Source organism: Rothia nasisuis, from assembly GCF_928381405.1.
GTDB classification, from domain to species: domain Bacteria; phylum Actinomycetota; class Actinomycetes; order Actinomycetales; family Micrococcaceae; genus Rothia; species Rothia nasisuis.
Genome location: NZ_CAKMSB010000001.1, coordinates 27,644 through 40,536 on the forward strand (window position 1 = coordinate 27,644; position 12,893 = coordinate 40,536).

Below are 12,893 nucleotides of genomic sequence, written 5' to 3' on the forward strand. Positions count from 1 at the left end.
GCCTCCCGCGAACTATCGCTGAACACTAAAATCCCGCCTCATCATGGTGATGGGCGGGATTTTTGGGTTTCCTATCGCTCTAGGTGAGCTGATTAGATGACTGCTACCTCAGAGAAGCGCATCACCAGTGCATAGCCGATAATGGCAAAGACCCACAGCAAAATCACCGTTACGGTCAAACGAATCAGGTTTTTAGAGGCCATACCCGATGAGCTCAGTGAGGTGGTCATGCCACCACCGAACATATCTGAAAGGCCGCCGCCCTTACCGCGGTTCAGTAGAACCAGCAGAATAGCAAGAACGCTAGTAATGGCGATGACGACCATCAGGATTATCTTGAGGGTTTCCACGCAAAACCTTTCAACGGGGGTTGGTATGGTGCTCCGGGCACGCTACCTATCAACTATACGCGCAACTCAGCCGGTAAGCACAATGGGCTGGCCCACAGGTTAGGCATCGAAGCGTGCAATGTTCGCGAATTCAGCAGCATCAAGTGAGGCGCCACCCACGAGCACGCCGTCAACGTCTGCTTCTGCCATGATTTCAGGGGCAGATGCTGCCTTGACGGAGCCTCCGTAAAGTACGCGTACCTTATCTGCTACCTCTGCGGAGTAGAGTTTGGTCAGTTCCTCGCGAATGGCCTTGCTCATCTCCTGGGCATCAGCGGCAGTTGCGACCTTACCGGTGCCGATAGCCCAGACGGGTTCGTAGGCAACGACCAGGGATTCGGCCTGCTCGGCGCTGAGGCCCTCGATGGAGCCGCGCAGCTGTTCCAGGGTGAAGTCAACGTGCTGGCCTGCTTCACGCTTGTCGAGGCCCTCACCCACGCAGAGTACGGGGGTCAGTTCGTTACGGTAGGCAGCCTGTACCTTAGCGGCGCAAACCGCGTCAGTTTCACCGTGGATGGTGCGGCGCTCTGAGTGACCAACCAGAACGTAGGTAGCGCCTAGCTTCTTGAGGAAGGCACCGGAGATGTCGCCGGTGTAGGCACCGGAATCCTGGTCAGAAAGATCCTGGCCGCCGTAAACAATGTTGAGCTTATCGCCGTCGACCAGGGTCTGCACGGAGCGGATGTCGGTGAAGGGCGGAAAGACTGCCACTTCGGCTTTGTCGTAGTCGAAGTTGGTGTCGTCCAAGGTCCAGGCTAGCTTTTGGAGCAGGGTCACGCCTTCGGTGTGATCCATATTCATCTTCCAGTTGCCTGCGATGAGGGGCTTGCGAGTCATGGGCTCGTTCCTTTCGCTGAAGTTGAGGGCAGGCAGGACGCTGTGACTCGGCGTCCTGCCCATTGGTGGCACCTGCGCGGCGCCGTTGAATCTGTGTTTAGGCTCCGAGTGCTTCGAGGCCGGGCAGGGTCTTGCCCTCCATGTATTCGAGAGAGGCACCGCCGCCGGTGGAGATGTGGCCGAATTGGTCATCGGAGAAGCCCAGGTTGCGCACGGCACTGGCTGAATCGCCACCACCGATAATAGAGAAAGCATCCGACTCCACGAGAGCTTCTGCTACTGCCTTGGTACCTCCTGCGAAAGCTTCGATTTCAAAGACACCAACAGGGCCGTTCCAGAAGACCAGCTTGGCCTCCTTAATTTTCTGAGCAAAAAGTTGGCAGGTAGCTGGGCCGATGTCGAGGCCCTCCCCCTTGGCGCCCAGCCTACCGCCGGCCAGATCCTCGACGGGGCGAATCTCGGTGTTAGCGTCGTTAGAGAAATCATCAGCCCAGATAATGTCTGAGGCGATGATGAGTTCGGTGCCTTTCTTGGGAGCTTCTTCCATGTAGCGCTTGCAGTTCTCAACCTGATCTTCTTCAAGCAGAGACTGGCCAACCTCGTACCCAAGGGCTTTGGCGAAGGTGTAACCCATACCGCCACCAATGAGCAGGGCATCTGCCTTGCCGATAAGGTTATCGATAACCGCCAGCTTGTCTGAAACCTTAGCACCGCCCATGACAACAACAAAGGGGCGGTCGGGGTTCTTGATGACCTTCTGCAGAACATCAACTTCAGTCTTAACCAGGTCGCCCAGGTAGGCGGGCAATTCCTTGGCGATGTCATAGACCGAGGCGTGCTTGCGGTGAACGGCACCGAATGCGTCATTGACGTAGGCACCGTTCTCGCCGGTCAGGGCTGCTAGCTCTGCTGCAAATTCGGCACGCTCGGCGTCGTCCTTGGAGGTTTCGCGGGCGTCGTAGCGTACGTTTTCAACGACCAGCAGTTCGCCGTCTTTCAGGGCCTCTGCCTTAGCCTTAGCGTCGTCGCCAACCAGGTCGGTTGCGATGACAACGGGGAAGTCTGCCAGTTCAGCCAGGCGCTCAGCGGCGGGTTTAATGGAGTATTGGGGGTCAACCTGCCCCTTGGGGCGGCCCAGGTGGGCGGTGACGATGACGCGGGCACCTGCCTCGGTCAGCTTCTTGAGCACGGGCAGGGAGGCACGGACGCGGCCGTCATCGGTGACGACGCCGTCCTTGAGAGGTACGTTCAGGTCTGAGCGGACGAGGACGCGGCGGCCTGCTACGCCACCGTCGATGAGCTCTGCGAGAGTCTTAGCCATGGGAGTCTTCTCTCCATTGTTTGTCAGGGTGGATGGGGTGGGCACCTGATGAGTGCTGGGTATAGGTAAGGGTTAGCGAATCGCGCGTGAATCCGCTAACCCTATCCTATTGCTGTCTCATGAAAGACCGGTGGATGTCAGCTTAGAGAGCTGCAACAACCTTGTTGGTGAACATGACCAGGCGTGAGACGTAGCCGTATTCGTTGTCGTACCAGGCGATAACCTTGACCTGGTTGCCGATAACCTTGGTCAGGGGGGCATCGAAGACAGTGGAGACGGGCTCACCTTCGATGTCCTTGGAGACGATGGGCTCCTCGGAGTAGGTGATGATGCCCTTCATGGCACCCTCAGCTGCTTCCTTGACGGCTGCATTGACTTCGTCAACGGTGACCTCGCGTGAAGCGGTGAAGGTTAGGTCGGTGATGGAGCCGGTGGGGGTGGGTACACGAACTGCGAAGCCGTCCAGCTTGCCCTTGAGTTCGGGCAGAACCAGGCCAACAGCAGCAGCTGCACCGGTTGAGGTGGGAACCATGTTCAGTGCTGCGGCACGGGCGCGGCGCAGGTCTGAGTGGGGGGCGTCCTGCAGGCGCTGGTCAGCGGTGTAGGCGTGGATGGTGGTCATCAGACCGCGCTCAATACCGAACTTGTCGTTCAGTACCTTTGCCATGGGAGCCAGGCAGTTGGTGGTGCAGGATGCATTTGAAACGATGTTCATGGTGGCTGAATCGTACTGGTCGTCGTTGACGCCCATGACGAAGGTGCCGTCGATGTTCTTGCCGGGAGCAGAGAGGATAACCTTCTTGGCGCCAGCTTCGAGGTGAGCCTTAGCCTTCTCGCCGTCAGTGAAGAAGCCGGTGGATTCGAGAACAACGTCGACGCCGAGGTCTGCCCAGGGCAGGTCTGCGGGGTTGCGCTCAGCCAGAACCTTGATTTCCTTGCCGTTGACGGTCAGGCCGTTTTCTGAAACAGCAACTTCGCCGTCGAAGCGACCCATGATGGAGTCGTACTTGAGCAGGTGTGCCAGGGTCTTGACGTCGGTCAGATCGTTGATTGCAACGATTTCGAAGCCTTCGCCGTGCTGAGCAGCTGCGCGGAAGAAGGTACGACCGATGCGGCCAAAGCCGTTAATAGCTACGCGTACAGTCACTGAAATCAAACTCCTAGATACAGTTAGTGACGTTGGTGGACGAGACGCCGGTTCTGGCGTTTCATCGCCGAACATTCGGGGAAGTCTCTTCCCGTCAGCTCAGCCAGTGAGCTCTCGTCCGGTTCATTCACCATCTTACCTGAGTTTATGTGAGTTTTGGTGTGTTTTTGTCGGTTTTTTAAGTGGATTTATTTGCGTTTTGGGCACGCCTTCCCGAATTGACCTCAGAAATCAGCCATTATCTCTCACCCAACATGAGAAAGACCACCCAGTAAGGGGTAAACCAACAAAAACCCACATGAGAATATGTGCCGGGCTCAGTTAAGACCAGCAGAGCTGATACCGGCGTCAGTTCCGGGGATACCGCGCTCAGCTGCGCGCTTATCAGCCATGGCAATAAGGCGACGAATACGGCCAGCAATGGCATCCTTGGTCATAGGCGGCTCAGCCAGTCGGCCCAGCTCATCTAGCGAAGCCTGCTTGTGAGCCACGCGCAGTTCACCAGCGTAACGTAAATGTTCAGGGACCTTGTCGCCGAGAATTTCCAGCGCCCGCTCCACGCGGGCACCGGCAGCGACCGCCGCCTGGGCAGATCGACGCAGATTAGCGTCGTCAAAATTGGCCATACGATTGGCAGTGGCACGCACCTCTTTACGGGCCCGGCTCTCGCGCCAGTGGCCCAGGGCCTCCACAGCTCCCATGCGTTCCAGAAGCAGTGAGATAGTTTCACCGTCGCGCACAACCACACGATCCACTCCACGTACCTCGCGAGCTTTAGCGATAATGTCTAAACGGCGGGCCGCACCGACTAAAGCCAGCGCGGCTTCGGGTCCGGGGCACGTAAACTCGAGGGCGGACGAACGGCCTGGCTCAGTTAAAGACCCGTGCGCCAAAAAAGCGCCGCGCATGACCGCTTCAGCATCAGCCAAAGAACCATTCACGACCGCCGGGGGCAGACCGCGCACGGGGCGGCCACGCCCGTCCAACAAGCCGGTCTGACGAGCTAGCGCCTCACCCCCCTGGTCGATACGCACCACAAAACGCCCACCGCGCCGTAGCCCACCACCCGATATAGAGGTAATCGAAGCCTCATGACCGTACATCTCTGCAATGTTAAAGCGTAAACGCTCTGCTGTGGATTCGAGGTCAACCTCGGCCTCCACCACGATACGGCCCTGCACCAGGTGCAGGCCGTTGGTGAAACGCAGAATCGTAGCAACCTCAGCTTTGCGCACCGACGAACGGGTTGCCTCGAACTGAGCCAGTTCTTCTTTGACCGATGCCGTCAGGGCCATGCGGGTCTTCCTCCAAATATATGTGGTCACGTAGTGCGTGATGTGGCCGGCGATACGGCCGGGCTATCCCTTGAAAACCTGCTTGTAAGCGGCAGCCAGTTTGAGCGGGTCATGTACGCCGGGTTGGTCGCTTTCTGCAACGCTAGCCCAGAGCACGGTGGCACCGAGCTGCGCAGCTACGTCTTCAAAGGTGCCTCGCTCCCCCACCGCGGTGGGGTCAGCAATGACTGTATTAACCCTAATTTCTGGAACGTAATCACGCAAAACGAGCAGGTGGTCTGCAGCACTCATGCCCCGAGTTTCATTGCCATCAAGCTCTAGATTCATGACCAGGCAGGTTTGAGCGGTGGTAGCCAACACGGCATCTCTCAAACCGGGTAGCAGAAGATGCGGGAGCAGGGAGGTGAAGAAGGAGCCTGGGCCTAGCACCACCCAGTCCGCCTCATGAACTGCGCGTACGGCGTCCGGGCAAGCCACCACGTCTTCTGGGAGCAGTCGCACCTTGTCAACCCGCCCTGCCTGAGCTAGGCGGGCCTGGCCCTGCACGGTATCACGAAAGGTAACACCGTGTTCATTCTTGCTTACAATATCGCCCTCAATGATGAGGGGGTCAGTTGCCATGGGGAGCACACGGCCGCGGGCATTGAGTAGGGCCCCGGCCCAGTCGAGCCCCGCGATGGGGTCTTGGAGCAGCTCCCAAAGGGTCACAATCAACAGGTTGCCCAGAGCGTGGTTTTCTAGAGCGGTGGGGCGATCTGCGCTGCTTGAGGTGAAGCGGTGCTGCATGACATCGCGCCAGGTACGGCCCCAGTCGGTATCGTCGCACAAGGCCGAAAGAGCCATGCGCAGGTCACCGGGTGGCAGTACGTCTAGTTCTTCGCGGAGCTTACCCGAGGAACCGCCGTCGTCTGCCACGGTCACAACTGCGGTGAGGGCGGTAGTGATGAGCTTGAGCGCCGAAAGCGACCCATAGAGCCCGTGACCGCCACCCAGGGCGGTCACACGAACAGGCCGTCTCTCGTGGCCCTGCGCCACAAGAGGTAGCAGGCCGGTTTCTGGAAAGCGGCTCATACGCGAAGTCTCACTCATTATTCACGCCCCATGTCACGGTGATGAACCGAGATGGTGACGTCCTCAAGTTCTGCTAGCCGTTGGGCAATTTCTTCAGTCACAGCAACCGAGCGATGTTTACCACCGGTACAACCAATAGCGAAGGTTGCATACAGCTTACCCTCACGACGGTAGCCCTCAATGACAGGTTTGAGAGCCTCAATAAAATTGGCGATAAACAGCTCTGTTCCCTGCTGCGCGAAGACGAAGTCTCGCACACCGGCGTCCTGCCCAGTTAGAGGGCGAAGCTCAGGAACCCAGTGAGGGTTAGGGATAAAACGCATATCAGCCATGAAATGCGCGTCGGAGGGAGTGCCGTACTTGAAGCCAAAACTCATGAGAGTGATATTGACAACTCGCTCCCTGCCCGGGGCGTAGGTTTCACGCACCTTCTTGGCCAGCTGATGAACGTTCATACCGGTGGTATCGATGATGTGGTCAGCGGTATCGCGTAGCTCAGCAAAAATTCGGCGTTCCTGGGCAATGGCCTCGGCAACCTGACCCCCCTGTTGCAGAGGGTGTGGGCGCCGCTGAGCCTCATACCGGGCGATGATGTCCCTATCAGAGGCATCCATAAAAAGAATGGAGAAGTCAACATCAGATGCTCGAAGCTCATTAATGGCTTCGGGCAGATTCTGCAGCTGGCGGCGGGCCCTAATGTCAATACCCACAGCAACCTTAGGGAGGGTTGCAGGTGACTCTTTGACTAGTTGGGCCAGAGCACCGAACATCTGCGGCGGAATATTATCGACCACGTACCAGCCCTCATCTTCGAGGGTATTAGCAGCAGTGGAACGCCCGGCACCTGAGATGCCGGTAATTACCAGAATTTGGGGTCGGGCGGCCTGTTCAACGGTGTGAGGTGACATGGGTGGGGGCTCTCACTTCTGATAGGTCTACGTGTTACCTCTAGCTTAGTCCACCCCGGCGGAGTCAGCACTGGCTTTTGTGTGGCTGGACTCATTTGCTTTTTCTCGCGGCGCAGCCACCGGAGTGGAACCTGCGGCAAAGTGCTCTTGAATTTTCATGGCCATGGCCAGGCCAATGCCGGGAACCTCAAGTAACTCTTCTTGGCTGGCCTCGGTCAGGCGCTTAAGAGAACCGAAATGCTTGATCAGCGCCTCACGTTTGGCTGGCCCTAGCCCGGGCACGGAATCGAGAGCTGACTTGACCATCTCCTTGCCCCGCTTTGAACGGTGAAAGGTGATAGCAAAACGGTGGGCTTCGTCTCGAATACGCTGAATCAGATAGAGCGCATTTGAGGTACGGGGCAAAATCAGAGGGAAGTCCTCTCCCGGTAGCCACACCTCTTCGAGTCGTTTAGCGATACCAACCACATAAATATCGGTAATTCCTAAATCCTCCAGGGCGCGGCTAGCGGCGCTCACCTGGGGCTGGCCACCGTCAACCACCACCAGGTTGGGTGGGTAGGCAAATTTAGCGGGCACCTTAGCTTCTACCTCTTGAGCCGGGATTTGCCCGGACGCTAGGGGCTGCGCCCCGGGGGCCTCGTCAGTGAGGTAGCGGCGGAAGCGCCGGTAGATGACGTCGTACATGCTGGCAGTGTCATCGCGGGCAGCATCACCCGTAATGGAGAACTTGCGGTAGTCACTCTTCTTGGGCAGGCCGTCCTCAAAAACCACCATGGAGGCCACCACATTGGTTCCCTGCACATGCGAGATGTCGTAGCATTCGATGCGCATAAGAGGCTCAGGAAGTTCAAGAGTTTCTTGTAGCTCTACCAGGGAGGCAGAGCGAGTGGTGAGGTCACCCGCCCGGCGAGTTTTATGGAGGGCCAGGGCTTGTTTGGCATTTTCTGCTACGGTGGCCATCAGCTCAACCCTATCCCCGCGCTGAGGCACCGAGATGGTGACCTTGGCTCCGCGCACGCCGCTGAGCCACTCTTCAAGTTTCCGGTGATTCTCTGGGAGCACAGGGACGTTGATATGGCGGGGAATCTCGTTGAGGTTGTGGTTGATTTCCTCTTCGGTGACACCCGCAGCGAGAGCTGCAACTGACTCACCGTAGACCTGCACCAGCAAGTGATCCATGAACGACTCGGGGCTAGAATCTTCCACCTTTTCAACAATCCAGCCACGCTGGCCCCGGATACGCCCTCCGCGCACATAAAAAACCTGCACAGCAGCTTCAAGATCGTCTTCAACAAAGTTAAACATATCGGCGTTAACAGAATCAGGAAGAACCACGGTGTTGCGTTCAAAGGCCTTAGTCAGGGCTTCGATGTCATCGCGCAACCGAGCCGCCTTTTCAAAGTCAAAGCTGGCAGCGGCGTCCTGCATCTGCCGGGTAAGATCAGCGATAAATTTATCAGCCCCTCCTGCCATAAAGGAGCAGAGATCTTCTGCCATTTTATGGTGCTCCTCGCGGCTGACGCGCTCCACGCACGGGGCTGAGCACTTGTCGATATAGCCCAGCAGGCAGGGCCGGTCAGAGGCCTGTGCCCGATTAAAAACGCCCGTGGAACAGGTACGTACCGGGAAGACCCGCAGCAGGGCATCCAAGGTTTCACGGATTGCCCAGGCCTGAGAATAGGGCCCAAAGTAGCGCACCCCTTTCTTCTTCTCACCGCGCATCACCTGGGCACGGGGGAAGCGGTCCTTGAGGGTCACAGCCAGGTAGGGGTAAGACTTATCATCGCGGAAGGCAATATTGAAACGCGGCTTGAACTCCTTAATCCAGGTGTACTCCAGCTGGAGTGATTCCAGCTCACTGCCGACCACCGTCCACTCCACCGACGCCGCCGTATGAACCATGGCATAGGTCTTGGGGCTGAGCGAATCCACTGTAGCGAAGTAGGAGTTCAGGCGGTTGCGTAGGTTCTTGGCTTTACCCACATAGATAATGCGCCCCACCTCGTCACGGAAACGATATACGCCCGGACTAGTAGGGATTTCACCGGATGTGGGGCGGTAAGAAGCGGGGTTAGCCAAGACTGGTCATCCTTTGTAGATAGAACTGAACACCAGGCCCAAAACCAAGCAAGCAGAAGGCACGGGGTGTCACGTCAAATTGCTACGCTCCCCCATCACGATCTGCCGACGGGGAGACGTTATATTCGTTTTTGCGGGGCTGGCCAGAGAGCTGGGCAATAGCATTCATAATCCGGTCAGTAGTTTCACGGCGCTGCTTACCGCTCATCTTCTCTCCCAGCTTTTCAAAGGTCATGGGTTCACCCACGCGCACGGTGAAGCGGTGGGGGTAGACCATGTTCGAGCCGGGCTTTTGCAGCCTATCTGTGCCGATAAGTCCGACGGGAACCACCGTTGCACCGGTCATATGCGCTAGCCAGGCGACTCCAATTTTCCCCTTATACAGATGGCCATCACGGGAGCGCGTACCCTCGGGGTAAATACCGAAAACCTGACCGGCATTAAGGTGTTTGAGAGCAACGTCAAGGGCCTTTATCGATTCTTTTTTATCGGTACGATTGACCGGAATAATGTCGATAGCCTGAAAGAGAGCCCTCATCGCCCTGCCCTTAAAACCGGGTGAGTTCACGTACTCACTCTTAGCGAGGAAGGCAACCCGGCGGGGCATGAGGGCTGAGATAATCACAGAGTCAAGGAAGGCCAGATGATTGGAGGCCACAATAACGGGACCTTCAGCGGGAAAGTTTTCAAGGCCGGTGACTCGTGCGCGAAAGACGGTCCGAAGCAGAGCTTCGACAGCTTTCTGGGTAGCCTTGTACTGCAGTGACATGCTGACTCCTGACCGGGGTGGGACCCGAGAGTATGGGATATGAGGTTATTGACCTACTTTTTACCTAAAAATCATACCCCCGGGTACGGGTTCCCTGTGGGTTTCGGCATGAGATGAGAGGCTAGGAGAGCATCTCGGCCAAGAAACGCCCGGTGTGCGATTCGTGAACGGCCGCCAGCTGCTCAGGGGTGCCAGCTGCCAGAACAGTTCCGCCGCCGTCGCCCCCTTCAGGGCCCATGTCGATTAGCCAGTCAGCGCTCTTGATGACGTCAAGGTTGTGCTCAATGGTAATGACGGTATTGCCCTTATCGACCAGGCCCTGCACCACCCCAAGGAGCTTGCGAATGTCTTCAAAGTGTAGGCCCGTGGTGGGCTCGTCGAGCACGTAGATGGATCGGCCGTTGGAGCGCTTTTGTAGCTCGGTGGCCAGCTTGACTCGCTGGGCCTCACCGCCCGAGAGGGTGGTGGCTGACTGCCCCAGGCGTACGTAGCCGAGGCCTACATCCACCAGGGTATTGAGGTAGCGGGAAATCTTGCTAAAGGCGGCAAAGAATTCGGATGCCTCTGAGACCGGCATTTCAAGCACATCGGCGATGGTCTTACCTTTGTAATGCACCTCTAGGGTCTCACGATTGTAGCGTTTGCCTTTGCAGACCTCGCAGGGCACGTAGACATCGGGCAGGAAGTTCATCTCGATCTTCAAGGTGCCGTCGCCCGAGCAGGCTTCGCAGCGGCCGCCCTTGACGTTGAAAGAGAAGCGGCCGGGCTGGTATCCGCGCATCTTAGCTTCGGTGGTTTCGGCAAAGAGCTTGCGAATGTGGTCGAAGACGCCAGTGTAGGTGGCAGGGTTAGAGCGGGGGGTACGGCCGATGGGCGACTGGTCTACGTGAATAATCTTGTCGAGATGCTCCAGGCCGATGATGGTCTTGTGGCGGCCCGGCACCTGCTTGGCCCCGTTGAGCTTATTGGCCAGGGAGGTGTAGAGAATATCGTTGACCAGGGTGGACTTACCGGAGCCACTCACGCCGGTGACGGCGGTGAGCACACCTAGGGGGAATTCGACGTCCACATTTTTCAAATTGTTTTCGCGAGCTCCGACGACCTTGACAGTGCGCTTGGGGTCGATGGGGCGTCGGGTAGCGGGAATATCGATAGAGCGGCGGCCAGCCATGTAGTCACCGGTTACGGACCTCTTGTTTTTGAGTAACTCGGCAAAGGTACCCGAGTGCACAATCTGCCCGCCGTGTTCGCCAGCGCCGGGGCCAACGTCCACGATCCAGTCGGCCTCTTTCATGGTGTCCTCATCGTGCTCCACCACGATCAGGGTGTTGCCCATATCGCGTAGCTTGGTGAGGGTCTCGATTAGGCGGCGATTATCGCGCTGGTGCAGGCCGATGGAGGGTTCGTCAAGAACGTAAAGCACACCGACCAAACCTGAACCGATTTGAGTTGCCAGGCGGATGCGCTGGGCCTCACCACCCGAGAGGGTACCCGCTGAGCGGGCCAGGTTCAGGTAATCTAGGCCCACATCCAGCAGAAACTGCAGCCGGGCATCGATTTCTTTGAGCACCAACTCGGCGATTTTAGCCTCGCGGTCGGTCAGGGCCAGCGAACGTACAAAGGCCAGGGCCTCACGCATAGGTAATTCGGTAACCTCGGCGATAGATTTTCCGCCGACGGTGACGGCCAAAATCGTCGGGTTGAGGCGGGCACCCTTGCAGGAGGTGCAGGCGACCTTGCGCATGTACTGTTCGTAGCGGTCTTTAGACCAGTCTGATTCGGTTTCTTCATACTTACGTTTGATGTAGGCAGATGCACCTTCAAAACCTGAGGTGTAACGGCGTTCGCGGCCAAAGCGGTTTTTGTAGGCGACGGTGACCTTGTAATCCTTGCCGTTCAGAATGGCTTTTTTGACCTTGGCGGGAAGATCTTTGAAGGGGGCCCCCAAATCAAAGTCGAGTTCGTCGGCTAGACCGGCAAGTAGGCGGAGCCAGTATTCGCTCGTAGCCTTGCCCGTAGCCCACGGGGCAACCGCACCCTCTGCCAGGGAAAGATCGGGGTTGGGCACGACCAGGTCGGTGTCAACCTCGAGAGTGGAGCCAATACCGTCGCAAGCAGGGCAAGCGCCGAAAGGAGAGTTGAAGGAGAAGGCGCGGGGCTCGACCTCGGTTACAGCCAGGGGGTGGCCGTTAGGGCAGGCCAGGTTCTCACTGAAGGAACGGGTGCGGGTAGGGGCGCCCTCGTCCTCGTCTACAAAGTCAATAAGCACCTTACCGTCGGCCAGGGAGAGGGCGGTTTCGACGGAATCGGTCAGGCGCCGGTGTACGCTCTCTTTGATGGCAATACGGTCAACGACGACCTCAATGGTGTGCTTGAACTGTTTTTCAAGCTTGGGCGGGTCGGTCAGCTGAATAACCTCGCCGTCGACGCGGGCGCGGGAGTAACCTGCGTTAGTTAGTTCCTTGAAGAGGTCGACGAACTCACCCTTACGGGCTGAAACGACCGGAGCCAGCACCTGTAGGCGGGTTTTCTCGGGGTAATCCATGAGAGTGTCGACGATTTGCTGGGGAGACTGCTTAGAGATTTCCTCGCCGCATTCGGGGCAGTGGGGGTGGCCCACGCGCGCCCAAAGCAGGCGCATGTAGTCGTAGATTTCGGTAATGGTGCCGACGGTTGAGCGGGGATTCTTGCTGGTTGATTTCTGATCGATAGAGACGGCCGGCGAGAGGCCCTCGATGAAGTCGACGTCGGGCTTGTCAACCTGGCCTAAGAACATGCGGGCGTAGGAAGACAGTGACTCCACATAACGGCGTTGCCCCTCAGCAAAGATGGTGTCAAAGGCCAGGGAGGATTTACCGGAGCCTGAGAGGCCGGTGAAGACGACCATGGCGTCGCGAGGGATATCGAGGTTAACGTTTTTGAGGTTGTTTTCTCGGGCGCCCTGCACGCGAATGTGGGTGAGGTCGTTGCCGAGGGGCTGGGTGGCTGAGCCTGCCATGAGTCACCTATCTACGAAGAAGTTTCGAAGATATATTCTATCGGTTTTGGGCGTGAGGTGAAAGCGTGCCACCGGG

At 57.6% G+C, this 12,893-nt stretch carries 10 protein-coding genes; all 10 read right to left on the reverse strand.

Annotated elements, in window-relative coordinates; translation table 11 throughout:
• Positions 1-92 precede the first annotated feature (92 nt).
• The 10 genes from secG to uvrA all read right to left on the reverse strand — a co-directional run bounded on the left by secG (position 93) and on the right by uvrA (position 12,817).
• Entirely contained in the window at positions 93-350 is a 258-nt protein-coding gene (secG, locus tag L6966_RS00135; RefSeq protein WP_083092867.1) for a preprotein translocase subunit SecG, read from the reverse strand.
• Positions 351-449: 99 nt separating this feature from the next.
• Positions 450-1,226: a triose-phosphate isomerase gene (tpiA, locus tag L6966_RS00140; protein WP_237223870.1), complete on the reverse strand. Its 777-nt coding sequence runs from the start codon at positions 1,224-1,226 to the stop codon at positions 450-452.
• 97 nt (positions 1,227-1,323) lie between these two features.
• A complete protein-coding gene (locus L6966_RS00145; protein WP_237232629.1) occupies positions 1,324-2,547 on the reverse strand; it encodes a phosphoglycerate kinase in 1,224 nt (407 codons plus the stop codon).
• Between the two features lie 142 nt (positions 2,548-2,689).
• Positions 2,690-3,694 carry a type I glyceraldehyde-3-phosphate dehydrogenase gene (gap, locus tag L6966_RS00150; protein ID WP_083092876.1) on the reverse strand — a complete coding sequence of 335 codons (1,005 nt, stop codon included), beginning with the start codon at positions 3,692-3,694 and terminating at the stop codon, positions 2,690-2,692.
• Between the two features lie 317 nt (positions 3,695-4,011).
• The gene (whiA, locus tag L6966_RS00155) at positions 4,012-4,989 is read right to left on the reverse strand and encodes a DNA-binding protein WhiA (RefSeq protein WP_237223868.1); all 978 of its coding nucleotides are present in this window, start codon (positions 4,987-4,989) and stop codon (positions 4,012-4,014) included.
• A gap of 63 nt (positions 4,990-5,052) precedes the next feature.
• Complete coding sequence (locus tag L6966_RS00160; RefSeq protein WP_083092881.1) at positions 5,053-6,078, reverse strand: gluconeogenesis factor YvcK family protein; 1,026 nt, start codon at positions 6,076-6,078, stop codon at positions 5,053-5,055.
• Positions 6,078-6,968: an RNase adapter RapZ gene (gene rapZ, locus L6966_RS00165; RefSeq protein WP_237223867.1), complete on the reverse strand. Its 891-nt coding sequence runs from the start codon at positions 6,966-6,968 to the stop codon at positions 6,078-6,080. Before rapZ ends, L6966_RS00160 begins: the two co-directional genes overlap by 1 nt.
• Before the next feature lie 45 nt (positions 6,969-7,013).
• Complete coding sequence (gene uvrC, locus L6966_RS00170) at positions 7,014-9,050, reverse strand: excinuclease ABC subunit UvrC (RefSeq protein ID WP_237223866.1); 2,037 nt, start codon at positions 9,048-9,050, stop codon at positions 7,014-7,016.
• Positions 9,051-9,132: 82 nt separating this feature from the next.
• The gene (locus L6966_RS00175) at positions 9,133-9,819 is read right to left on the reverse strand and encodes a lysophospholipid acyltransferase family protein (protein WP_237223865.1); all 687 of its coding nucleotides are present in this window, start codon (positions 9,817-9,819) and stop codon (positions 9,133-9,135) included.
• A 121-nt stretch (positions 9,820-9,940) separates the two neighbouring features.
• A complete protein-coding gene (gene uvrA, locus L6966_RS00180; protein WP_083092902.1) occupies positions 9,941-12,817 on the reverse strand; it encodes an excinuclease ABC subunit UvrA in 2,877 nt (958 codons plus the stop codon).
• Positions 12,818-12,893: the final 76 nt, after the last annotated feature.